The 25,038-nt window shown below is 35.8% G+C and carries 23 protein-coding genes and 1 pseudogene; 16 read left to right on the top strand and 8 right to left on the bottom strand.

What is annotated here, in order from left to right:
- Window positions 1-9: 9 nt before the first annotated feature.
- From F6K06_RS02615 to F6K06_RS02580, 8 genes and pseudogenes are all read left to right on the top strand, one after another.
- On the top strand, window positions 10-1,440 hold the full coding sequence (locus tag F6K06_RS02615) for a flavocytochrome c (protein ID WP_287239498.1): 1,431 nt from the start codon (window positions 10-12) through the stop codon (window positions 1,438-1,440).
- 170 nt (window positions 1,441-1,610) lie between these two features.
- Complete coding sequence (locus tag F6K06_RS02610; protein WP_124147805.1) at window positions 1,611-2,501, top strand: phytanoyl-CoA dioxygenase family protein; 891 nt, start codon at window positions 1,611-1,613, stop codon at window positions 2,499-2,501.
- Between the two features lie 369 nt (window positions 2,502-2,870).
- Window positions 2,871-3,216 (top strand): annotated as a pseudogene (locus F6K06_RS02605) (IS701 family transposase); the annotation flags it as partial.
- A 164-nt stretch (window positions 3,217-3,380) separates the two neighbouring features.
- A complete protein-coding gene (locus tag F6K06_RS02600) occupies window positions 3,381-4,124 on the top strand; it encodes an isochorismatase family protein (RefSeq protein ID WP_287239494.1) in 744 nt (247 codons plus the stop codon).
- Window positions 4,125-4,989: 865 nt separating this feature from the next.
- Entirely contained in the window at window positions 4,990-6,699 is a 1,710-nt protein-coding gene (nadB, locus tag F6K06_RS02595; RefSeq protein WP_287239491.1) for an L-aspartate oxidase, read from the top strand.
- A 419-nt stretch (window positions 6,700-7,118) separates the two neighbouring features.
- Window positions 7,119-7,340, top strand: coding sequence for a transposase (locus F6K06_RS02590; RefSeq protein ID WP_124147808.1), 222 nt, complete (start codon window positions 7,119-7,121; stop codon window positions 7,338-7,340).
- Window positions 7,341-7,931: 591 nt separating this feature from the next.
- Window positions 7,932-8,498, top strand: a complete 567-nt coding sequence (locus F6K06_RS02585; protein WP_287239488.1) for a hypothetical protein — start codon at window positions 7,932-7,934, stop codon at window positions 8,496-8,498.
- Between the two features lie 883 nt (window positions 8,499-9,381).
- Entirely contained in the window at window positions 9,382-9,861 is a 480-nt protein-coding gene (locus F6K06_RS02580) for a DNA polymerase beta superfamily protein (protein ID WP_124147811.1), read from the top strand.
- A 122-nt stretch (window positions 9,862-9,983) separates the two neighbouring features.
- Here the strand turns inward: F6K06_RS02580 and F6K06_RS02575 are convergent, their stop codons facing one another.
- The 3 genes from F6K06_RS02575 to F6K06_RS02565 form a co-directional block, all read right to left on the bottom strand.
- Window positions 9,984-10,412, bottom strand: a complete 429-nt coding sequence (locus tag F6K06_RS02575; protein ID WP_124147812.1) for a hypothetical protein — start codon at window positions 10,410-10,412, stop codon at window positions 9,984-9,986.
- Window positions 10,413-11,052: 640 nt separating this feature from the next.
- Window positions 11,053-12,090 (bottom strand): glycoside hydrolase family protein, encoded by a 1,038-nt coding sequence (locus F6K06_RS33725; protein WP_353734848.1) that lies wholly within the window; start codon window positions 12,088-12,090, stop codon window positions 11,053-11,055.
- A 595-nt stretch (window positions 12,091-12,685) separates the two neighbouring features.
- The gene (locus F6K06_RS02565; protein WP_124147814.1) at window positions 12,686-13,345 is read right to left on the bottom strand and encodes an NAD(P)H-binding protein; all 660 of its coding nucleotides are present in this window, start codon (window positions 13,343-13,345) and stop codon (window positions 12,686-12,688) included.
- 513 nt (window positions 13,346-13,858) lie between these two features.
- On the opposite strand from F6K06_RS02565, the gene F6K06_RS02560 reads away from it, so the two are divergent.
- Window positions 13,859-14,557, top strand: coding sequence for a DUF1997 domain-containing protein (locus F6K06_RS02560; RefSeq protein WP_124147815.1), 699 nt, complete (start codon window positions 13,859-13,861; stop codon window positions 14,555-14,557).
- A 57-nt stretch (window positions 14,558-14,614) separates the two neighbouring features.
- Here the strand turns inward: F6K06_RS02560 and F6K06_RS02555 are convergent, their stop codons facing one another.
- Window positions 14,615-15,082, bottom strand: coding sequence for a DUF4079 domain-containing protein (locus F6K06_RS02555; protein WP_124147816.1), 468 nt, complete (start codon window positions 15,080-15,082; stop codon window positions 14,615-14,617).
- 102 nt (window positions 15,083-15,184) lie between these two features.
- Here F6K06_RS02555 and F6K06_RS02550 point away from each other — a divergent pair, with 102 nt between their 5' ends.
- Complete coding sequence (locus tag F6K06_RS02550; RefSeq protein ID WP_287239480.1) at window positions 15,185-16,663, top strand: ankyrin repeat domain-containing protein; 1,479 nt, start codon at window positions 15,185-15,187, stop codon at window positions 16,661-16,663.
- A 230-nt stretch (window positions 16,664-16,893) separates the two neighbouring features.
- On the opposite strand, the gene F6K06_RS02545 is transcribed toward F6K06_RS02550, so the two are convergent.
- Entirely contained in the window at window positions 16,894-17,022 is a 129-nt protein-coding gene (locus tag F6K06_RS02545) for a hypothetical protein (RefSeq protein ID WP_275670476.1), read from the bottom strand.
- Window positions 17,023-17,971: 949 nt separating this feature from the next.
- Here F6K06_RS02545 and cpeB point away from each other — a divergent pair.
- Window positions 17,972-18,532, top strand: a complete 561-nt coding sequence (gene cpeB, locus F6K06_RS02540; protein WP_124147818.1) for a C-phycoerythrin subunit beta — start codon at window positions 17,972-17,974, stop codon at window positions 18,530-18,532.
- Between the two features lie 135 nt (window positions 18,533-18,667).
- Window positions 18,668-19,162, top strand: a complete 495-nt coding sequence (locus tag F6K06_RS02535) for a bleomycin hydrolase (RefSeq protein ID WP_124147819.1) — start codon at window positions 18,668-18,670, stop codon at window positions 19,160-19,162.
- 1,402 nt (window positions 19,163-20,564) lie between these two features.
- On the opposite strand, the gene ispF is transcribed toward F6K06_RS02535, so the two are convergent.
- Window positions 20,565-21,050, bottom strand: a complete 486-nt coding sequence (gene ispF / locus F6K06_RS02530) for a 2-C-methyl-D-erythritol 2,4-cyclodiphosphate synthase (protein ID WP_124147820.1) — start codon at window positions 21,048-21,050, stop codon at window positions 20,565-20,567.
- Window positions 21,051-21,162: 112 nt separating this feature from the next.
- Between ispF and F6K06_RS02525 the strand changes: the two genes are divergently transcribed.
- From F6K06_RS02525 to F6K06_RS02515, 3 genes are all read left to right on the top strand, one after another.
- Window positions 21,163-21,477 carry a PqqD family protein gene (locus F6K06_RS02525; protein WP_124147821.1) on the top strand — a complete coding sequence of 105 codons (315 nt, stop codon included), beginning with the start codon at window positions 21,163-21,165 and terminating at the stop codon, window positions 21,475-21,477.
- 245 nt (window positions 21,478-21,722) lie between these two features.
- Window positions 21,723-22,199 carry an SET domain-containing methyltransferase gene (locus F6K06_RS02520; protein WP_124147822.1) on the top strand — a complete coding sequence of 159 codons (477 nt, stop codon included), beginning with the start codon at window positions 21,723-21,725 and terminating at the stop codon, window positions 22,197-22,199.
- Between the two features lie 114 nt (window positions 22,200-22,313).
- Window positions 22,314-22,883 (top strand): GNAT family N-acetyltransferase, encoded by a 570-nt coding sequence (locus F6K06_RS02515; RefSeq protein ID WP_287239475.1) that lies wholly within the window; start codon window positions 22,314-22,316, stop codon window positions 22,881-22,883.
- 22 nt (window positions 22,884-22,905) lie between these two features.
- Here F6K06_RS02515 and trmD read toward each other — a convergent pair whose 3' ends face one another.
- Window positions 22,906-23,592, bottom strand: a complete 687-nt coding sequence (gene trmD, locus F6K06_RS02510) for a tRNA (guanosine(37)-N1)-methyltransferase TrmD (protein WP_124147824.1) — start codon at window positions 23,590-23,592, stop codon at window positions 22,906-22,908.
- A 251-nt stretch (window positions 23,593-23,843) separates the two neighbouring features.
- On the opposite strand from trmD, the gene F6K06_RS02505 reads away from it, so the two are divergent.
- The gene (locus tag F6K06_RS02505) at window positions 23,844-24,716 is read left to right on the top strand and encodes a cyanophycinase (RefSeq protein WP_124147825.1); all 873 of its coding nucleotides are present in this window, start codon (window positions 23,844-23,846) and stop codon (window positions 24,714-24,716) included.
- On the opposite strand, the gene F6K06_RS02500 is transcribed toward F6K06_RS02505, so the two are convergent.
- Complete coding sequence (locus F6K06_RS02500; protein ID WP_124147826.1) at window positions 24,700-24,927, bottom strand: hypothetical protein; 228 nt, start codon at window positions 24,925-24,927, stop codon at window positions 24,700-24,702. The genes F6K06_RS02505 and F6K06_RS02500 overlap by 17 nt on opposite strands.
- Window positions 24,928-25,038 lie beyond the last annotated feature (111 nt).

Raw genomic sequence — 25,038 nt, 5'->3', positions numbered from 1 at the left:
TAATAAATAATGCTTAATTCACAGCAAGATAAATATAAGGAATCTGAGAAAAATTTACATAAATGGAATAATGAGGTAGATGTCATTGTGATCGGTAGTGGTTTTGCCGGTTTAGCCACCGCCATTTCTGCTAGAGAAGTAGGAGCATCCGTAATGGTTTTAGAAAAGCAAAATCATTGCGGTGGTAATTCTTTATTTAGTGATGGAGTTTTAGCAATAGTTAATCCGAATTTTCAAGGTGAAAATGGATTAGTTGATTCTCCTGATTTACTTATGCAAGATATGTTAAGTGCAGGACGTGGTTATTGCGATGAAAAACTAGTAAATATCTTGGCTAATCAAGCAAATGAGGTTTTTCAATGGCTTGTTGAAGACATTGGATGTTGTTTCCAAGATCGTGTAGATAAATTTGGTGGGCATTCAATGCCTCGTAGTTATACACCTTGTGATGACTCTGGCAAGGGAATTATTAAACCGATGTTGGCTAAATTCAAAAGCTTAGATGGTAAGATTAAGCCTAATACAAGTTTTAGAGAATTCCTTACCAATGAAAAGAATGAAATCATTGGTGTGGTTATTCAGTCTGTTCAAAAAAATTCAACACTTCCTCTAGAATATATTAAAGTCCGAAAAGGAGTTGTCTTAGCTACTGGTGGTTTTTCGGGGGATATTTCATTCAGAATCAAATATGATCAGCGTCTCAATGCTGAAGTTGATCATACGAATATACCTAACACTACTGCCCAAGGAATGTTACAAGCTGTAGCACTAGATGCTCAAACAGTCAATTTAAACTATATTCAACTTGCCCCTTGGACTTCGCCTGACGAGAAATCTTATGGTACGGCTCCAATTTTTGCTAGTTACGCTGTATTCCAATATGGATTTATGGTTGATGTAGCCACAGGTAAACGATTTGTTAATGAATTAGCAGATAGAAAAACCTGTACAGATGCCATGTTTGAACTCTCACAGCCAAGTGTTGGTATTGCAGATGCCCAAGGAGTCGAATTAGCTGGAAAAAGTATTAAAAGTGCTTTGAGGCGTGGTGTTGTGAAAAAATTTGAGACTTTAGAGACTTTAGCTGAGGCATATAACATCCCTGTTAAGACTTTATGTGAAACACTACTTGAATACAATACTTATGTTGAGACTCAGTGTGATGTGGCATTGGGCAAACCTATTCTTGAAGGTAGCAAACCATTAAAACCTCCATTTTATGGCGTACGTTTATACCCAAAGGTTCATCATACAATGGGTGGACTGAAAATTAATACAGATGCACAGGTGCTGAACTCAAAAGAAAAACCCATTAAAGGTTTATATGGGGCGGGAGAAGTAACAGGTGGTGTTCATGGAGTTTGTAGATTAAGTACCTTAGCTATAACAGACTGCCTTGTATTTGGTCGTATAGCTGGCCGGAATGTTGCAAAGCAGTAAAGTTATACTTTATAATTGGTATTGCTGAATCAAGGTATGAAAATCAAAACTGAAGAATCTCAAATATTTGTCATTAATATAGTTTAGCAATCGCCAAAAAATACAAATCATACCAACGCATCAGCAACGCCTAAAGTTCTATGGGTAAATATAATTTAACTTTTTAAACAATGGCTCAAACAACAGTAAAAACAAATCAAGAAATTAAAAGTATTCGTCCTCTCACTGATGAGGAAGTTACTCGTTTTCATAAAGATGGTTTTATCATCATCAGAAATATGTTCTCTGCACAAGAGCTTAAACCTCTTCAAGAAGCCCTGAAAAAAGATCCTACTATGGGAAATTCACAAACAGCCGTAATATATGAGGACGGCAAGAGTTGGAAAGTTTCAGCTTGGACAGACTTAGGGGAAACTTTTTTGGGCATTATGCCTCGTACAGCAAGAATTGTTGATGCTATTGAGTTACTATTAGAAGAAGAATGTTACCACTGGCACTCAAAAATTGTGATCAAGCAACCTGGTGATGGTAAAGTTGATTGGCACGCTGATTTCTCTGCATGGTATCAGGATGGATGCCTTTACCCTAATATGATTACTTGTTCTATTGCACTAGACAAGAATGATATTTCTAATGGTTGTTTGCAGATACTTCGTGGTTCCCACGTTATGGCTAGGCTAGATGATGTGACTAGAGGTAATTCTGTGGCTGGTGATCCGGTTCGTATGGAAAAAGCTTTTGAAAACCATGAATTGGTGTATTGTGAAATGGACGCTGGTGATGTTTTATTTTTTCATGCTAAAACGCTTCATGGTTCTGATGGCAACAATAGTCATGAAGTTCGTTCTTTAATACATTCAACTTTTAATGCACGATCTAATGAGCCTATTTTTCGTGAACGACAACAACATCACTTATATAAACCACTAACTAAATTACCAGACTCTGCACTAAAAGATGCTAATTGTTCAGCTTTTGATGATCAAATATTTCACGGAAAGGAAACTGACGGTAATAAAAGGAAAGGTATATTTCTAAGAAGATTGCCCCACAAAGAGTGAAAACTGCTTTACCGAAAAATTGTGGGTATGCGCCTCCCCTTTTCAGGGGATAATAAGCGGTCGTTTGCGCAGCATGACCTAGGATGGGATGGCGAGGTCTCCTCGCCATATCCAATGGACTCCTGTGAAGAAAAAATTTTCATGAATTTGTCAATCCTCTTCAATTCATGGAGAGGTAATTATTCATTATTCATTATTCATTGTTGAATGATGACTTTTCTCGGAAATGGTACTAATATCAATAACAATGTTAGGCTAGGGCAATTATTTTACAGAAAAAAAGTTATTAAAATAAAAGGTTTTCCACGAGACAAAAAAGCGAGTGCGTAATTCTGAGGTTTCCTCAGAATGTAAGACGCACTCAAGACAGTGAAATTATTTTGGGCTACTGTTACCGCCAACAGAACAGAATATATTGTTACTAATGATTTGAGCCAATCTTAAGAGCGATGATGTAGAATTTGAGTCACAAACCAGATGGAAAATAAAAGAGTTCCATAGAGAAATTAAGCAATTAACAGGACTTGAGCAGTGCCAATGTCGTAGGGCGAGAATTCAGAAAAACCATATTGCTTGTGGTATGTTGGTTTGGAACCATTTAAAAGAGTTAGCTGGAAAAATGGGGAAAACTATTTATCAACTGAAACATCAATTGTTATCTAAATATTTAGTATCTGAACTCAAATATCCTACAATTAAAATGACGGTGGTTTAAGTTTTTATGAATAGGAATAGAATCAGCAAAGCTGGGCGATAGCTATAATTTTGTAGGCGATCACTATATTTAGTATACGCTATATATAGTGTCTTTGCGTAAGTCCTGAATAAATAAAATTTAGCTAAAATTATTTATACTATTGTTTCATTGAGTAAATTATAATGACAACAACTCTAGGGACTCCTGATACTACCTTAGCAACTATTCAAGCTGCTTTACCTGTTGATCCACAACCTTATATTATAGCCGATCGCTCTGCCGGATTAATTGTAGTAGATGTACTTAATGGTTTTTGCACTGTTGGGTTTGGTCCCTTAGCACCCCAAGAACCTAACGAACAAATTGCTACAATGATTTCAGAAAGCGATCGCCTAGCGAGAACTTTTGTTGAACGAGGTTGGCCAGTTTTAGCATTTTTAGATACCCACGAACCAGGGAAACCAGAACCTCCTTATGCACCTCATTGCGAAAAGGGAACAGGAGAAGAAGAACTTGTCCCAGAACTGAAATGGTTACACGATAATCCCCTCGCAACATTAGTTCCCAAGGATTGTATTAATGGATTTATCGGTTCTATTGATGTTAATACTCAGCGTAATGTATTGTTAAACTGGATAAATGAATACAAACTGGAAGTCTTAGTTGTGGTAGGAATTTGCACCGATATCTGTGTGATGGATTTTGTTGTAACTATTCTGTCGGTTCGTAATCATGGTTTAGTGCCTACTTTAAAAGATGTGGCTGTATATGAAAAAGGTTGTGCTACCTTTGACCTCACAGCAGAAATGGCAGCAGAGCAAGGTTTACCAAAAACTGCTATTCATCCACAGAAAGTATCACACCATGTCGGATTATATAAAATGGCCGAACGCGGTGCATTTATTGCTTCTACTATTGAAATTTAGAGGCCGACCGACTGTTAAAAGTAGAATTTTCCGGTATTGAAAATAAGTTAGACACCTATACTGTGTTGATGATAAGCTTCAAAAATTACAGCAGTTTTCGAGTTGATCAGTTACAAAGTTTGATACTTTTAGGGAATAGGTAGCAGGGATCAAGGAATGAATAAAAATTATAGATTATTCATAAACTATACCGTAATTATTCGGTAAAAAATCACAAATATTTGTAGCAAATAAAGAAGTTTTCGAGTCTTGGAGGTAGAAAAAATTATGCTTTTAAAACACAGGGAATAGGGAATAAGAATTAGAGATAAACTTTAAATTATACCTTACTACCCTGAAATTTGCTGTATTTATTTAATTACTGTTAGAGTTCAAAGTTAAAAGCTGATATCAAATCCGTCTAATTGCATATGCTTCCAATTACCTTACGATCAGTTTTAGCCTAATAGACACCTCCAATTATAAAAAATCAAATCAATTATCGTACTCTTATTCATCAATTATTTCCCCCTACTCCCTACTCCTTCTTTTATGGAGATTTCTAATGATTGTGAGGTTATTTAACCGGATTTGATATTAAAAGTAAAACCGAAACATAATAACTTCTGAATATAAATATAAGTTCCTCTAAATAATTTTTGATTCATAACCGAAGAAATTGTAAAAAAGTAGCTGAATTTTAAGAAAGCAATTATAATCTTTCTAATCTGTAGACAATGAGCAAGCATTCTTCTTGTCCCTTCTTAATTGCAAGGGATAGTCTATTGCTATCTATAAATATGTATCTGAAATTCCTTATAGAAAAGCTTTGCTCAACAAAATTGTACACTGATTTATTCTAGATCAAATAAATAACTTTATACGAATGCCAAGATTAAAATCTCTAAATATTTCCCCCTACTTTGATGTTATAGTAGTAGGTTCGGGTGCAGCAGGACTTTATGCTGCACTTTGTTTACCTACTCATCTTAGAGTTGGTTTAGTTACTAAGGATGTCATAAATATGGGATCGAGTAACTGCGCTCAGGGAGGTATTGCTGCTGCTGTAGATCCATCAGATCATCCATTCTTACACTTAGAAGATACCCTCAAAGCAGGTGTGGGTTTATGTGAAAAAGAAGCGGTAAAATTCATGGTTGAGAATGCAGGTGAAGCGATCGCTCATCTAGTAGAAATGGGTGTTGCTTTTGACCGCAAAGGAGAAAAACTGGCAATGACTTTAGAAGCTGCCCACTCATATCCTCGCGTACTTCATTCCGCAGATACTACAGGTCGAGCTATTATTGATACACTGACAGCAAAAGTGTTGGAACGTCAAAACATTCAAGTTATTTCTCAGGCAGTAGCATTAAATTTATGGCTAACACCACAAAAAAATCGCGTCCAAGGTATTAGTCTTCTCCATCAAAGTAAAATTCAGTGGTTAAAATCTTCTGTAGTTGTGCTGGCAACGGGTGGAGGGGGTCAAATATTTGCTCAAACAACTAACCCGGAAGTGAGTACAGGGGATGGAGTAGCAATAGCTTGGCGTGCGGGAGCTGTGTTACGAGATTTGGAATTTTTCCAATTTCATCCTACTGCTTTAACTAAACCAGGCGCTCCTCATTTTCTGATTAGTGAAGCTGTGCGGGGGGAAGGAGCGCATCTAATTGACGATCGTGGAAACCGCTTTGCCTTTGAATATCATCCTGCTGGAGAGTTGGCACCAAGAGATGTTGTCAGTAGAGCTATTTTTCATCACTTGCAAAAAACTGCAGATGATCCCACCCAAGCTCATGTTTATTTAGATTTGCGACCTATTGCTCCCGACCGCATTCGTTATCGCTTCCCCAATATTATCAATGTCTGCAAACAATGGGGTATTGATGTTTTTCAAGAACCTATTCCGGTTGCTCCTGCTGCTCATTATTGGATGGGTGGAATTGCTTGTAACTTAATGAGTAAAACCTCAATTCGTGGACTCTATGCCATCGGAGAAACGGCAAGTACGGGAGTTCATGGAGCAAATCGTTTAGCTAGTAATTCTTTGTTGGAATGTTTAGTGTTTGCTTCTCAACTATCTCGCATTGAAATTCAGCCAAATTTAGTTGCGCCTAATTCTGAGGTGTCGCAGGTAGACTTTAATTGGAGTGGGGATATGGAAAAGATAGAATTGATTCGGCAAATGCTACCGAGTTTAATGTGGGAAAGTGCGGGTATCTCTCGTGAAAGAGAGTTGTTAGATAGATCCCTACATAAAATTAATAATTGGCGAGAAAGTTTGGCAGGTTTGGATATAGTTCAATTTTTAGCAAATCTATTGCCTAACCAGATGATAGAGTTAAACTCGACTGATGCTGAACAACAGTTGCGGATGGTTGCAGAAACGCTCAATCTTTTGGATCTAGGTTATTTAATTCTCAAAAGTGCTGCATGGCGAATTGAAAGTAGAGGTGGACATTATCGTAGCGATTATCCTCAAACTTCTGACCGTTGGAACGTACATACTTTGGTGCAGGGCGATCGCTTGTGGAAATCGCCCATGGGAATTAATTCTGAAGAGTTAAAAATCAAAAGTATGGCAGTTGAGGCATAATATGATCTCAGGTTAACTACTGAATTATCATCATAAATAAACCTTTGATCAAACACCTGCAGGGAAGCTCTATTTAACTTCTCTGCATTCTTTTTCAAATCTATGTCTAAAAATCTTAGAGACTGTTTGTAAAAAAAAGCTAAAGATAGCCATGAAGAGGTATTTAAGGTAGGAAATTGAAGAAGGAGACAGGAGACAGGAGACAGGAGACAGGAGGAAAATTACATGGGGATTCGCTCCCCCAAGTAATGCGTGAACACCCCCGTTGACGGTGGGGTATTAAACCCACAAAGAAAATGATAAAAAAATCAATGATGAGTGTCAAATCAATGTCCCGAAAATTTTATGCCAGTTACCTAAGCGATCGCTTAGGTGGGAGCTACTAGAACCTTTGCTACCAAAACCTCGATGAGTGTCAAATCAATGTCCCGAAAATCTTATGCCAGTTACCTAAGCGATCGCTTAGGTGGGAGCTACTAGAACCTTTGCTACCAAAACCTCAAAAACGAGGGCAAAAACCAAACACTAATCTCACAGAAGTAGTTAATGGTATCTTCTATATCTTTTATTCTGGTTGTCATTGGCGTTCTTTGCCCTATGATCTACCACCTTGGCAAACTGTATCAACTAAATGTACGTAAATGGCAACGACATGGTGTTTGGGAGGAAATAAATCATACTCTACGGCGAGAAACAAGAATACTCGAAACACGACACCCAGAACCTACTGCAGCAGTTGTCGATTCGTATGGCGGTAAAAACAACGGCAAAAAGCGCACCGCCCGCGCTGAGGAAACCTCAGCGTAAGGACGGAGCAAGCAGGGGGAGGTATATGGCTATGATGGCGGTAAAAAAGTAAAAGGCCGGGTATCGTCATATCTTGGTTGATACTCAAGGGTTACTACTAGGGGTACTTGTCAGTGAAGCAAATATGGGAGAATGCTTGGGATCTATGGCATTTAGGGTAAGCTACCATCTTTAAAATTAAGATATATCAAGGTGTGTAAGGTTTTAATATTTTGATACTTACACAAAGAAATTAAGATCAGTGTAGTTAAGTAAAATTACTTATCAAAATGTATGTAATTGAAATTTTTGATTATAAGATAATAGTGTACACGGAGACAAAAGAAACAGACAGAGTGGATTTACTTTGAGATATTAAAAGTGAGCGAGACCAAGGACAGTTAAGGAGTAATTTCAATACAACACTTATTGGGGAGGTCTGACTTATGAATATAAAAGAAATTTATAAATTAGGGATACCTCTAACTTTAGCGTCGAGTTTGATCTTAGGACTAATAGTTAACTATCCATCCCATACTCAAGGAGCACAAAATATAGACCCTGAACCTTTCATTGATAAAACTGAGAATCCTATCAGGCTAGCAGGAAATATTAAGCGTTCTTGTACTGGGTACTATCAGGTAGAAAGTTCAAGTTTAACCGCTAAAAACGGCGTAATAGTAGGTAGATTTAATGCCAGAAGAGGATGCGGTCATAATGTACCAAATAGATGTCGGAGAAGAGCAAGAGATGCTGCCCACACTTGTATGGAAGATCACTGGAATTATCAAAAAGTAATGCCTCAATCATGTCAAAGTAAAGGAGTGCAAAATTATAATATTCGAGATTTATCACAGGAGCTAACCCGGACGGTTTGTTCATATACTAGTGATCCATACTTCAGGGCTAATATTTACAGAGTTACCAAAGGAAATAAAGGGTGTGGACCTAATAACGAGAAACAACAGAATACCCTTCTTAAAACGAGATATGTTTTTCGATGTGGATCTTAGAGACTGTTTGTAAAACAAATCTTAAGAACAGCCAGATTTTTTAGCACCAAGCCTTTGTAACATTAATCTAATTATTGCAGTGTAAATCAGAGCTTCACTAATCTCTGGTAGTTGTTCATAGTCGAGAACTAAACGTCGGTATTCTCAAATAGCAGAATAAATTTGAGTATATGGGGAGATGATATCAAATCCGGTAGCGCGGTTTTCCTGCACGGTAGACCACATTAGGGACGTTCCATGGAACTTCCCTACTGGGCGCGTGATTGTGACGATGTGGTTCATCTCAAAACACTCTGATATCAAATCCGTTTAATTGGACATAAAAAAAATCTTCAATCGCCATAACTACGTTTATCTTTGTAATTCTTTCTCCTCCTGAGGAGGTCCGACTGACTCCCCCTCCACCGGAGGGGTTAGGGGTGGGTTGACTCCTCCTAACTTAACCATTCTATGGCTGTTTAACCGGATTTGATATGACCCAACACAAAGGATCATATTTATGACTAATTAAAAATTAGAAATTAAAAATATATTCATTACTATTTTGACATACGCAATAGTAGAGTATCAAGCCTTGTGAAAACTGAACTTGAAGTCATTTGCGCTCTCATCAAACTACTCTCACAAGTCAACCGACACAAACAACTAGGATTATTAAAAATTAGAAATTAAAAATATATTCATTACTATTTTGACATACGCAATAGTAAAAAATCACATTCTCACAACAGTCAATCAACATCTTTACCAGATGGCAGGAATATTTTTTTTTGTAATATATTAGTAACATAAATAATACACCGAAGCGATCCCTCTGAAAAAAAGCGATCAAAAGCCCCAAGGATCTTCTTATATAACTTTTGAATTTTGAATTTTGATTTGAATGGATAGAAAAACAGTAGAATCAGGATTAATATTACTTGCCCTGACAGGTTCTCAAGCTTACGGTACTTCCACACCTTCATCAGATTGTGATTATAAAGGCGTTTTTATTGCTCCCAAAGATTATTATTTAGGTTTCAAATCTGTTGAACAAAAAGACCGAGGTTGGGATGAACCAGGAATAGGTTTATATCCAGTATTAGATAATGTCAAAGATTGTGTGGTTTATGAGTTAAGAAAATTTCTGACCTTGGTCTATAACAACAATCCCAATATGTTAGAAACTCTGTGGTTAGATTCAGAATTTTACTTACATTTATCGCCAGTGGGAAAAAAGCTAATTTCCTATCGTCAGGCATTTATTTCCCAGAAAATCAGAGCTTCTTTTGCGGGATATGCTTACTCTCAAATTAAACGAGTGGAAACTCAATTTAAAAAACTACAAACAAAAATTTTTTTATCACTTATTATCCTGACATGATATTATATCATAATCTTTGATTTGATTTAGGATTCCTACCTATCTAATCAAACAACTGAAGTTGAAATAAAATGCTCTTTGTAAATACACAAAAAATTCTCCGCATGAGCAGCTCCTAACTATTAAATTTCTGGAGGGAACACATCAAGAGGGGCAGTCTTTCCTCTTACATTGAATTTTTCAGCACCAGCCGACGTTCCTTGATGAAGGTAGACTATAGTTGGGTATAACTGTAACCACATACCCAAGCGTTGAGCTACATCATAAGTTGTCATTGCTCCCAGACCCTTAACCCGATTAGTAACAGATTCTACCCAGTCATAAAGTTGCTCGAAGGTCTCTAAGGGAGGTTGTAGGCCATCTGCTAGTGAAATTCTCAATCCTACCGCTAATTTAGAGGATACTCGACGCTGATGAGAGTGTATTTTGCCATCTGGAAACCTAGACATCCAAACTCTCTCTAAAGCACCTTCCCAATTCAGACTTTTATCGCCCCACCATTGTTCTTGAAAAGTATAGTAATTATCGTAATATTTTAGATAATCTTTCACCAAATCTGAAAGAGTTTTTTTCTGAGGAGTCAGAGATTTACTATTGCATTGATTTGAAGTTTTTACTATTCTTTTTTTCGTTGTAGTAGTGCATAATCCTACCCATAATAACTTTATTTCTACAATTCGGTAGTCCTGTAGATGTAGTACTATTTATAAGTAAATCCCTTTCACTATCAGAAACAAAACTACAAAAATAAATACTTGTACACCACTACCTACAATTCAATAACAGAAGTTATTGAATGATTGGAATAGCTTAATATAGTATCCGGATAATTAGTTATCGTATAATTTAGTAGTCAGTAGAAAGGAGAAAAGGAAGGATGAAAGTGGAAATTATCTAGGGATATTCCGACTTTTTATATCTGCATTGAATGTAAGTATAGATTGCGACAACTGCATAACCAAATTTCATATTAAGAGGCAGATTTTATTATTATTAAATCCCAATTAACTATCAAGTAAATTAATATAGAAATTCTCAATTATTTGCGAGAATTTTCCTCTTCCCTGTTTAGCGAATAATTAAACTTTAAAGTCTCTGATTTCAAGAATAAATAAATCAAAAAAATACTTTTCGCCAATCCTATTCATTTGAAGGAGAAGGAGAAGTAATTATTAATTATTAATTTTTGAATTAATCATCTCTAGTAAAACTAGATTTTTCCCGAACTTCCTCTAAGGTTAAAGATGGTCTATTTTTTACCTCTGGGTCAGCTCCCACTTGAATCAATAAATCTGAGAATGCAACTTTTTTATTAAAAGGCCGAATAGCTTTAATACTAACACCTGAACTAATTAATTTTTCAGCAACTAATTTAACATCTTTTATACTTACTGCTGAACCAAACCAAATTGAATTACTAGGCATATCCACTACTATAGTTGGTAAAAGTATTAACTGATAATCTAAAGTTCTTAAAGCTTTTTCAACTACTCCATTGTCAACATCCTTAGGAAAATACTCAACTATCACAGAGTTTTCCTTTTTTTGATAAAAATTATCCCCTAAAATACTTAATTCATTTTCCAAAACTTCCCGATATACTCTTGGTAAATTCCTACTCATAGAATTAGTTTCAATTCCATATCCTAAACTCGTCCATGTTCCAGATAATAACCGCAAAACTCGGTCTAATTTTCCTTTTCTTAATAACCCAGGAATATCTGCTTTCCAATATTTGCGATCGCTTAACCAACCATGTACAACAGCATCCTGATATTTTGGCTCAAAACTGTAAGATTCCCAAAACATAAACCAGCCACGTTGAGGATGATAACGTCTTGCCATTAGATACCAAGTATTTGTTAACATTTGATATCGTCCAGCTGCAGTGCTACAATTCCCTTTATTCGGACCAGAAACGATGGTAATACACCAGTCTGGATGTTTACTCAAATTAGATACATTTTTACCTGTATAAACAACATGATAAGGCCGAGAATAATTAGACTCGCTAGCTGAAATAGTTCGCATTAATGCACGAATATAAGGATCTCCACCTTTCATTGCTAGTTGAGGCCATTTATCTCCACCATTGTAATTATATTTATTAGGAGAAATTAATTTAGTTATTTCCTGTTTACTTATATTTGAGTTCCCCTTAAAAATTTGGAAAAATGAAATAAAAGAGATGATAAATATAGATATAAAAATTAAACGTTTGAAAAGCATAAAACGACCATAAGAAGACCTTGACTTCTTTCTTCTGATAATCTTAGGTTTAACCGGATGCATCTAAATAATAAAGGAGGAATTTTCAACATTTTTTTGGGAGCTACCTACTATGAATTTCATGTAGTAAAGTTTCCTAATCAACCTCTAGTTTAACCTAATTATTAAAAAGTTGCGCCCCTTTTTTTTTAGTACAATAGCTGATTTTTTTATAATAATTACTGTATTAAAATAATTTTAAAATGTGCTATGCCATAACTTATACCAAGTCCAGTATAATCGGTATTTTCATTAATGGATAATGGATAATTACCTCTCCCTAAAAGGGAGAGGATTGACTAAAAGGAAAAAATTTATTTTTTTCCCCTTGAAAGGGGAGGCTAACAAAGCTGAATTATTTAATTATTAATTCTTCGGTAAAGGTAAGGAAGAAGGAAGAAGTAAGAGGGAATAAGACTTTAGTTATCTAGAACAGAAGACTTAAAAGTCCAAAAAAACTTAAATTTTTTGTAGATATTCACCCTTTGGTTTACACAAACGATACCAGAGGACATGATATTAAAGTTCATCTTGATTTATTACCTTCAAACTACATTTAAGAGACAGAAATAAATAACTCTTCCCAAGATTTTTCTGGTGCTTCTGCCTCAGTAATAATTTCCACAATTTTATTACAAGCTGCTGGTTGAAATATTGCCTCCACAGAAACTTGTGCTACCTTAGTTCGAGGAATACTACCTTCAAATAAGCGATCAGCAGATTCCATAACAATAGGAAATTGATTATCATCATTTTTCAGACCACCAGGGCGAACAATAGTATAATTCAGACCACTTTTCTGAATATATCCTTCAGCTTGTTTCTTCCAGAATAAAATTAGCCAGAATAGATTTAGGGGATGAAAAAATTTAGACACACATAGGGATGAAACTAAAATAAAACGATCAATACCTTTCTGTTTAGCAACATCCACTAAATTTTTAGTTCCTACATAATCCACTTGATATGGACCAGTAAAGTCAAAACTAGGTTTAGCACCCGTAGCACATAATAGTACTGTGCTATCTTCAATAGCAGCGTAGAGACCTTGAGAATTCAGGACATCCCCCATTACCAACTCTGCTTCTGGAGGCAAAATTTCTTTAGCTGTTTCTAAGTCACGAACCAGAGCTTTTACAGGAATATCTCGTCTTACTAAGTCTTGTACAATTCGACAACCTGTTTGGCCAGTTGCTCCAGCAACGAATACTTTCATTTTTCAATTTATCTATAATAAAGTTCTAAATTTTAACAGTTTTTGAATGCAAGTTAGTAATCAGCGGTCAGAAGGGAATTGTAGATAGGGTATTTGGATAGCTCTGTGCTTCTAGTTAAGGGGTAACTTAGATTTTCAAATCCTTATAATTTGCACGAGAGTATCTCCAACGAACTTAACTTTCCCTCCTGACACCTTCTTCAATTACGAACTCTCTACTTTTAAAGATATAGCAATAGACATCTGGTGATAATCAAAAATCAAATCAATTATCGCGCAAAAACCATCAATTCTTTCCTCCTACTCCCTACTCTCCTCCCTCTTTTCCAAAGAGGTCTAATAGACGGGTATAGCACGGACAATAGACTGATGACTATCCGAATCAGGGTGTTTTTCTCACTTTTCCCTGTTGCCTGCTATAAATATAAATTCTTTGTATAAATCTATATAGCAATTTGGAAATCCTCAAAATATTATATATAGTGTATATATATATACATAGGAGAATGAATCATGGATCACAACTTTGCAGGACATCAAACTGTAGAGATGGACAAAAACTTGGTTAGTGATTTCTATGTAAGTACAACAGAAATAGAAGTATCAGAAACTAACCCAACTACCTGGTTTAAGACAAAATACAATGACTGCATGAAATTATATGCAAATGTAGATACTGTAGCAAAGCACTTTGCATCTCATCGTAGTTGGTTTTGTCAATGTGCTCATCCGATGAAAGTTGAGCCTATTGGAGAAAATGGCTATGATTTGTCGCTCGGAAAATTTGGTTCTTTTGGATACCAGGTTGAAGCTAGAGTAGGTCTGGAATTGGTACCACCAGACTCCGCAGGAATATATAAAATTAGATATATCCCAGTGCCTAATTATACACCTCCTGGATATCAAGTAAACTTTCAATCAGAAATGAAGTTGCTAGAGTTACCCACAGAACAGTTTTTTACTCAAGAGGAAATTCAAAAGTTAGGACTGCCTCCTGTGATGACTGGTGCAAAATGGGATTTGGATTTGACCGTAGGTGTAAAATTTCCCCAGTTTATTCGGAAAATGTCTCCTAGTTTGATTCAAAAAACTGGCGATAGTTTATTACTTAAAATAGTACAACAAGTATCTAGATGCTTGAGTCACAAAACTCAAGTAGATTTTCATACCACTCATAACTTGCCATTTCCCAAACAAAGAAAACGCAAGTAAAAGATATGGAACCTAAAAATCAGGGAAAAATTTAATCCCCTGATTAATTCCAATCTTTTACATATTGCTAATTATCCTTAACATAATTTCGACTCCCGTTACCGCTTGCCAGCTAAAAAGACCAAGAATTGACACATTAAGAACAATATGACTGTAGCGAGCCCAATCTTGGCCTTTCTGCATAAAAGGAGTTAAAGATGCAGAGATAGCGATCGCTCCTGTCATGCCTAACCCGGCTAAGAGATGAGGGCCAAAAAATAATTTTCCATTATTGATATAAGTGACGGCCATTCCACCAAGAGACCCTAAAACCATAAAAGCTAAGAGAAAGGAGCCAACTTGGTGATGTTTGATTTTAAATTTAGCAAATTCTTTTTTCTTTTCTGTATCTGTAGCAGTTCTACTATTACGAACTTTGATGCCGAGATATAAGGCGTAAATTGTCAAGGCCAATAGTATCCACATAATGGCGGGATGAAAAAAATTGAGCCATGGTTTAATAGATTCTGGAATTGGCAGATCCATAATTAATCTTCTCTCTGGGATTAGTAAAAAAACTTCATAAAAGTTAGCATAACAGCAAGTTAATCTTATGTGATCTTAAAAACGTAGATTATGGTTGTCGGTATGGCTTCGCAAAAAGAAGAAATTTTCTTAGTCCAGGCTGTTAAAAATGCTAATTTTGCCCAAGTATGTACCTTGCTGGCTCAAAATATTGATGCTAATGCTCAAGCTCTAGATGGTACAACGGCTTTAATGATTGCTGCAGAAAAGGGGTATGCTCAAATAGCCTCTACTTTACTAGATAAAGGTGCTGATGTCAACTATATAAGAAAAAAATTGGGTGTTACAGCTTTGATGTTAGCTGCAGCTCATGGACGGGCGGAAATAGTAGAACTTTTGTTAAGTAGGGGTGCTGATGTCAATGGCAAAAATGATGATGGTAGTTCCCCACTCATGGTTGCTTCAATGAATGGTTATGTAGCAGTGGCCAATCAATTAATCGCTGCTGGAGCTGATGTTAACGTGGTGGATAAAGACCATGATACAGCCTTGGGTTTAGCAACGAGTCAAGGTTATCAAGATGTAGTTAAGGTCTTACTAGATGGTGGGGCGAGGGTCGATGAGTCTACTTTATCTATAGTTGCTGATAGTAATTATGCAGAAATAAGAGAAATTTTGATTAATCATGGTGTGAATGTAAATACTAGAAATTTACAAGGTAAAACATGGTTAATGCAAGCAGCAGAAACAGGTGATTTACCTGCTGTAAAGACTCTATTAAAAGCTGGTGCTGATATTAATTTTAAAGACAAAGATGGAGAAAATCCACTCATTTTAGCTGCTGACCTAGGTCATTTAGAAGTAGTAAAAGTTTTGTTAGAAGCAGGGGCAGATGTTAATATTAAAAGTAGAAATGGTGGTACAGCTTTGATGGCTGCTGCTGCAGAAGGAAATGTAGCGATCGCTTCTACTTTATTGGATGCTCATGCTGATGTTAATTCTCAAGATTTAGAAGGAGAAACAGCTTTAAGTTTTGCTGTAGTAGAAAATCATACCAAAATGGTAAAACTACTGCTAAATTATGGGGCTGAAATTGTTACTAAGAATCAAGCAGGTGATACTCCTTTATTTGGAGCAATTTTTCATGGTTATACGGATATTGTATCAATTTTATTGAACAAAATAGAAAAGCAAAATTTGACATCTTTATTGAATAGTAAACATCTTGGAGAAACAGCTTTAACTTTGGCAATATGGCAAAAACATCAAGAAATTATTAATGTTTTGCTAGATGTAGGGGCAGATGTTAATATTTCTGCTCAAGGTGGTTCTACTCCAATGATGAAAGCAGCATATCAAGGCGATATTGAAACATTAAAAATACTCTTAGAAAAAGGAGCTGATATTAATCTTAGAGATGATAATGAAGCGACAGCTTTAATGTGGGCAGCATATCAAGGCCATGCTGAAGCTGTAAAACTATTAATTGATTATGGTGCTAATTTGAATGATAAAAATCAAGGCGGTTGTACGGCTTTAATGCTTGCAGAATTTAATGGTTATCAAGATATTATCAGGTTACTTAATAACGCTGGATCATAATACCAAATTAATAGATATAGGCGTGAAAAAGATATAGACTTTTTGTAAAGGTAGGGAATAGGGAAAAGGGAAGATTTTTTTAGAAAAAAAACACGGAAAATGATTTTTTGAGTTATTACACTCTAGTTTAGGGCTTGTTGATTAAATCTAAAAGTATTTACAGATAAAGGTTTTAGCCTTTTTGGGGCCTTTAAAAAGTGCCTGGTTTTCAGTTCTTCACGCTCAAAAAGTTAGTATTTTAGGCCAGAGTTGGGCATAAAAATCATTCTTAAAATTCTTACTCCTACCTCCTCGTTCATTCCCATTTCTCCTGTCTCCTGTCTCCTGTCTCCTGTCTCCTGTCTCCTACCCTCACTCATAAGACTTTTTCAGCAAACCCTAGTTTATAGCAAATAAAGGGCAAGTTTATTTTCTGGAGATGTCTAATATACAGATAGGGGGATGGGGAGATGGGGAGATGGGGAGTGTGGGAGAAATTAAAAAATAGAGTTGTTGGGAAATAAAAATTCAAAAGCCTCAAAAGCTTACTATATAAGCTTTTGAGGTTTTTAGGCTTAAAAAACACTATAAACTTTGACTAATAAGGGTTTTAGCCATTTTTTTAGCTTAATTCCCAAAAACTCTAATATATATCCTCACCATTACCATACAGGACTACCAAATATCTTTAAAATAACCGAATTTGGTATGACTCCCCTAAAACTTGTTGACAAGCATACATTTATCGAGCTCGAAACTTTAAACTCAAGCTAATTGTACTATGTAATTAGGACAACTAAAGTCTTTACCCTAAAAGGCTCGCTCGTTTTCATCCCCTGATTCAAACACACTTACTCTCAACGGAAGCTTTTCGGTAATGATTGATTGACATTTTGGCATTTATAGCACTACGCAAATAGGGCGCGGACATTTCTCTATTCCCTACTCCCTACTCTCTACTCCCTGACAACCCAAATTTATTGTCATATCATGTCCGTTTAATTAGTAATAAAAAACTTCCTTCTTCTTCCCTCCTGTACGTTGCTAATCCGACGGCTCACCTACCTAGCTCCTGACTCCTCCGTCGTTATTTATAAGTATTCAACCAGACATGATATCAAACGCCAAAAAACCTACTGCTATATATAAATATTTGGTTTTGATCGTAGCTTCTGGACACCTGATTGGCTAATTGCCTGGAAAGTCGTAACAAATATTTACTTGTTTACGAATTATTACTTTCTTCCTCAGAAAGCGAGACAAAAGAGACCTTCTTATTAGAAACTTCAAATCAAGGTTACAAAAAAATCAATTTTTAAGGAGAGCTCAATGTTAGATGCTTTTTCGAAAGCTGTAGTTTCAGCAGATGCCTCAACTTCCCCTGTTAGTGGCGATGAATTAAATAAGCTCAAAGAATTTATTGCTCAAGGCAACAGACGTCTTGATGCAGTAAACGCCATTGCTAGTAACGCAAGCTGCATGGTATCTGATGCTATTGCTGGAATGATCTGTGAAAACCAGGGATTAATCCAAGCTGGTGGAAACTGCTATCCTAACCGTCGTATGGCTGCTTGCTTGCGTGATGGTGAAATCATCCTACGCTACGTTACCTACGCACTACTTGCTGGTGATGCTTCTGTTCTCAACGACCGTTGCTTAAATGGTTTAAAAGAAACCTACACTGCATTAGGTGTTCCTGCTACATCTACAGTTCGCGCTGTTCAAATTATGAAAGCTCAAGCTGCAGCTCACATCAAAGATCAGCCTAGTGATGAATTTGCAGGAGATAAAAAGCGCATCATGGGAGCTACTGTAACAGAAGATCGTTGCGCTAGCCTAGTTGCTGAAGCAAGTGGCTATTTTGATACAGTAATTGCTGCTCTAAGCTAATTACTCTCAAAAAGTCTTGCTACACCATACCTCTAAAGGTATCTAGTTTATTGGCTTTTCAGTTATTACGATTAGCCAAGACCAAGTAAGTTTCAATACCAATCTAACAAAGTCAAACACAGAAGAGAATAAACAATGAAATCAGTTATTACCACAGTAGTTACCGCTGCTGATGCAGCAGGTCGTTTTCCTAGCAGTTCCGATCTAGAATCAGTACAAGGTTCTATCCAGCGTTCCGCAGCTCGTTTGGAAGCAGCTGAAAAGCTAGCTGGTAATCTTGATGCAGTTGCTCAAGAAGCTTATGATGCTTGCATCAAGAAGTTTCCTTACTTGAATGATGCTGGTCAAGCTAACTCCACAGACACTTTTAAGGCTAAGTGTCTCCGCGATGTCAAGCACTATCTGCGCTTAGTCAGCTACTGCTTAGTAGTTGGTGGAACTGGCCCTCTTGATGAGTGGGGAATTGCTGGTCAGCGTGAAGTTTATCGTGCTCTAAGCTTACCTACTGCACCTTATGTTGAAGCTTTAAGCTTTGCTCGTAATCGTGGTTGTGCTCCTCGCGATTTGTCTCCTCAAGCTTTGACAGAGTACAATTCTCTCTTAGACTATGTAATCAACTCCTTGTCCTAGGAAATTAGGGATTTAGGCAAGATTATAGAACTCTTGCTTTAAAACTTCTTTAATTCTAGAACTGTGGGACTCTTAGTTTGTTACTTACCTAATAATGGGTGAGCAACTAACCAAGAGTCCCTTAGTTTTTCTTGTAACGGGACTTACACAACTTTTAAGCCAAAATATAGCCTCAACTCTTTCTGTGAGAAGAAAATACGTCACGATTATTAGCCAACCAATCAAAAAAAACGGGGTTGCACATTATGGAATGATATCGCCAAAAATTGGTTTAGATTTTGACTAAAAAAAACCATTAATTAATCATTCTAGCAATTGATTAATCCACAATCCAATTCTATCAAAAATATCAAATCATTCGTCACTGTGCAACACCAAAAAAACGGAAAGATATAGCTATACGAAAAGCGTACTATTGCATCAGTAAATGTCTTCAAATGTTTCCCCCATTGCCTCTGTAATCCTGTAGTTAGCTTATGCCAAATGATCAAAGTATAGGTATAAAATACTCTCGATCAAATGGCGTTCTAGACTCCATTTATCTGTTACTTGATATTCTTTTAATCCCAACCATCATCAGCGCTTCTCGGTAAAAAACTTCTATCCAGTGTCTGTTTGAGTAGCTATTTACTATCCACTCAAATGTCACTTTTGACGGCTCGACAAGGCTCAAAAGCTTACTCTATAAGATTTTCAGCATTGGATAAAAAAAAACACTATAAACCTTGACTAATAAGGGTTTTATATCATGTTCGGTTGAATACTTATAATATCTGTGGACCAAAGGCAGAAGGCAGAGGGCAGCTATGCTGAAGGGAAAGAGCAAGGTTAGAAGGCAGAAGGTTTATTATAACTGATTATCCGCAATTCGTAGCTCCCCCGGAGGGGAACATGATATTAGCCATTTTTTTAGCTTAATTCCCAACAACTCTATGATTATTAGTGAGGGTATAGTTGAGGCATAGAACTCCGTTCCGCGCTCCGCGACCGCTCAACTATGAATTGATTTATTATTCAACTAAAGAGTACTAACAAAACTTATATTGGATCAATTTAAAAATTTTTAGTTATGAAATAAATTCTGAGATACCAAAAATGCAAATACTTAATGCGTAGTTTGTAAATAGCTGCAATCACAAAGATATGATAATTTTTCCATCTCCATTTAATAGGTAATGGTTCACAACATTTAGCTAGATAGACTTGACCATTTTTCCATATTCTTCTCTTTTTCTTTCCTATAGCTGTCCTAAATAGGTTTTGAACAAATATTAGTTATCTAAATACTGAGGGTTACTTCTCTTGATATGTAGCTAATGCTCATATTTTATCTAAGATGGCTATATTCCTAAAAATCCTAGAACGAAAAAATATTTCCACTATTAATATTTCCGATGACCACTTATCCTTCATATTTATTTAGCAAAACTACAGCATAAGCAGCAATACCTTCTTCTCGACCTACAGGACCTAATTTTTCATTAGTAGTAGCTTTTATGCTGACTTGATCTGCTTGTAGTTCTAAAGTAGCAGCGAGGCGCGATTGCATTTCTTTGATATGTGGCTTGAGTTTAGGACGTTCTGCTACTACTACTGAATCAATATTACTAACTTGCCAGCAGCTAGCCTTAACTAAATGATTGACACGATTCAACAATTCTATACTATCAGCTCCAGCCCATTGTGGATCGCTGGGAGGGAAAAAATGGCCAATATCACCCAAACTCAGAGCGCCTAACATTGCATCCATAATTGCATGGGTCAGAACATCCGCATCGCTATGACCAATTAATCCCATTTCATGGTCAATTTTGACTCCTCCAAGTATTAGAGGTCTTCCAGGTCCTAACTTATGGATATCGTAGCCATTACCTATGCGAAGATTCATTTTTCTAATTTAAATACCTTAAATAGTAGTTTTTATCAAATTATTGTATAGTATATCTTGACTGTACAAAACTACTTTTTTTTATTAACTTTATTGTCAGTAGAGGTAAGTTGTGGAGATTATATTAACTCAACAAGTGCTATTAACGGATAATTTTTTTTTAGCAGAAGATGAAGGAGAAATTTTTTTAGTTAACTCTCAACAAGAAGGTGAAGATTTTATTTTGGATGATATGGCAGCTAAAATGTTATTTGCTTTAATAGGTTCTGGGTCTATTCAAGAGGCTTATGAGGATTTATTAGAGGAAGAGCAGGTAGAGCCAGAAGTACTTAAGAATGATTTATTAGAATATATCAGAGATTTAACAAATGATGGAATTGTTAAAATTATCGATCAACAAGATAATTTATCTGTGGCAGAAGGTTAGTAGAGAGAGAAATTGGCATAAATCTGCTCTTTTTATCTTTAATCTTTAATGGAAAAGGCTAAATAGGGCTTTATGAAAAAGTTACCTGTAGCATAACTGTTTTTTGGTTTTTTCAAAAGAAGAATCTGAAAAATTTATTCATAACTAATTTTTTTATTAAATTACACAAATATTTTTATATCTGTCAAGAAAAATAGTATTATTTATTCTAGAATGTTAGGAAATTGTATCTCAATAAAAAATTTATGCAGGTAAGTCAAAAAATCACAAAAGTTAGCTCTATTGCGGAAATTCGGGAGTGTAAAATCAGTGGAAATAAGTCTCTACATACGACTATTGAGTTGAAGTCTGGAGAGGTTATCAGTAATTTTAGCCATAAAGAAATACTCGATCGCCCCAACTATTTAACCGTCCAAATTAGCGATAACCAACATATTATGCTTGACCCAGAATTTTTGCAATATATTAACCATAGTTGCGATCCTAATGTTTTTTTCGATACTAAAAAAATGGTAGTAATTGCCCTACGAGACATCGAAATTGGAGAAGAATTCACATTCTTTTATCCATCTACAGAATGGTCTATGGATCGAGGATTTGATTGTATTTGTCAAAGCGAAAATTGTCTGGGATACATTCAAGGTTCTGCTCATTTACCCCTAAATGTGTTAAAAAAATATAAATTGTCAGAATTTATATGGGAAAAGCTAGGAGTTGAGTGAATAATTAACAATCTATAAATCCTTTACATAAGTAATTTTTGTGAGGATTTATTATACATAAAAAAAACACCTCTGCCATCTTGAAAATTGTGTTAAGTTGACATTATAAATACCATGTTAGAAATAACACTAGCTCAGACTCCTGAAGAAAAAGAAGAAATTTTCAAATTGCGCTATCAAATCTATGTAGAAGAACTGGGATGGTTTGAAAATTGTCCAAACTATGAACCGAACCATCAACAAAAGAAAGTAGAAGACCCATTGGACTTATATGCTAATCTATTTATGGCTCTTGATCATAATGAATTGGTTGGTACTATTAGATGCAATTATACTAAAAACTTAGACTCAGAAAATTTAGACATAGATTACTATACAAAACTCTATCAAATGGAAAAAGTAGGAGATGCACATCCTTTATGTACATCAATTACTGGGAGGTTTATGGTTCAAAGTAATTTTAGAATAAATGGTATAGGCTTAAGAATAATGCAAGCATTATACAAACAACAGTTGCTAGATGGAATTAAATTTGATTTTGTAGATGCCGAAGCATACTTAGTTCCTTTTTTTGAAAAACTAGGCTATCAAACTATTGATAAAATTGATTATCAAATGTATGAAAGTAGTGTGCTTATGGTATTAGATATACCTAATATCAAACACCATGAGCAAGTTAAGTAGATCGACAAAATAACTAGATTTTCTAGAGGTCTCTATTATTTTTCAGTAAATCTGGGCGACGAGATTTTGTTCTTTGAATTTGTTGTTGATAACGCCATTCTGCTATTTTAGCATGATTTCCAGATAGCAGAACTTCTGGTACTTTCCAACCACGAAAATTAGATGGTCGAGTGTAATGAGGATAGTCAAGTAATCCATATTCAAAACTTTCGTATTTTAGTGACTCAGCTTTACCTACTGTTCCTGGAAGTAACCTCACTACACCATTAATTAAAGCTAAAGCTGGTATCTCTCCACCTGTAAGGACAAAATCTCCTAAAGACACTTCTCTAGTAACTAAATATTGTACTCTTTCATCAATACCTTCATAATGACCACAAATTAAAATAAGTTGGTCATAGTCTATAGCTAACTGCTTAAATAGCTGTTGACACATTGTTTCTCCCTGGGGAGTTAAGAGAATAACTTCTCGTCGCGGTCTAGTTGTTAATGACTCTACAGCAGCAAATATAGGTTCTGGTTTTAACACCATTCCTACTCCTCCACCATAAGATTCATCATCAACCTTATGATACTTGTCTGTGGTATAATCACGAGGGTTAACTAAATTAACCTTGGCAATCTCTTTATCAAGGGCTTTCCCTAACAAACCTGAACTTAGGGGTGTTGTAAAAAAGTCTGGAAACAGAGTGATAACATCAAATTGCACAAAACTTAAAAATATACTTAGAGTGTCTTAAAAAATTTAGAAATTGTTGAGATTAATCTTTATTTAGACTATGCTAAAAGTTTACAAGTTAATCCAGCCAATTGAAATTTAGATTCTAACTAAATCAAATGATTTGTTGAAAAATTCAATAGTTAGCTGGGGACTTGCAAGGTTATAAGATAGTCTAGTATTATAACAGACTATTGAAATTATTGAAATTTAATGCGTACCTGCTGTCCAAGACTAATAAAATGATACAGTTAGAGTCTCAAGCTTCAAAACTAGATATATTACGTCCGACAAAAACAACCATTATGGTAATCGGAGGGGCGGAAGATAAAGTTCATGGAAAAGAGATTCTACAAACTTTTTTTAATCGTGCAGGAGGAGTAAATGCCAGGCTAGCAGTTATCCCTTCTGCCTCTAGAGAACCAGGAGCACAAGGAGATAGATACCGCAAGGTTTTTGAAGAAATGGGTGCTGTAGGTCTGAAGATATTTGATATCCGGGAAAGGTATCAGGGAGAAGACCCAAGATGGTTAGAATCCTTAGAAGATTGTACTGGAGTCTTTATGACTGGTGGAGACCAACTGCGTCTTTGTTCCCTACTTGCTGAAACACCTTTGATGGATGAAATCAGAAGTAGAGCTATAGATGGAAAAATTGCTCTAGCTGGAACAAGCGCAGGAGCAGCAGTAATGGGACATCAGATGATAGCAAGTGGTGGTAGTGGCTCATCCCCCAATAAGTCCTTAGTTGATTTAACAACTGGCTTGGGTATATTGCCAGACCTGATTGTAGACCAACACTTTCATAATCGAAATCGTATGGCCCGTTTGTTGAGCGCCATTGCTACCCATCCGGACAAAATAGGTATAGGTATAGATGAAGATACCTGTGCATTATTTGAAGGAGATAGTCAAATTCGAGTAATGGGTAAAGGTACAGTGACAATTATAGATACTACAGAAATGTCATATACAAATGCTACGAAAGTAGATGTAGCAGATCCCTTGAGCATATCAAATTTAAGAGTACATATAATGTGCCACGGCGATGGCTACGATCTCCATTCCCATACCATGAAACCAGGGCTGTCTGAAACAATTATGCCTCTTGATTAATTAATAGAATTTCTGATAATTTACTAAATTCGTAACTAATGTGTTGTGGTAGATTAGTAGCTTGCCTAGTTGGGTGGACAGAAAATCTAATTTTAAACTGAAAAGAATGTATTTTTTGTAAAACAGAATAAAAAGCCCAAATTCTTCCTTCTACCATCAAAGGATTATCAAAAAAACTGATAAATTTATTTATCAGATATATATTTTTCAAGATGGAGAAAGGATTAGTGCAGCCTGAAAAAAAGTTTGTATTAAACAGTTTAGCAAATGGTGTGAGCTGAAATTCAAAATAAAACCGCCATTGCTTCTGTAGATTCTGAGC

The organism is Okeania sp. SIO1H4 (assembly GCF_010672695.1).
Taxonomy (GTDB): Bacteria; Cyanobacteriota; Cyanobacteriia; order Cyanobacteriales; family Microcoleaceae; genus Okeania; species Okeania hirsuta.
The sequence above is the reverse complement of the archived record's forward strand: the minus strand, read 5'-3'. Positions and strand labels throughout refer to the sequence as shown.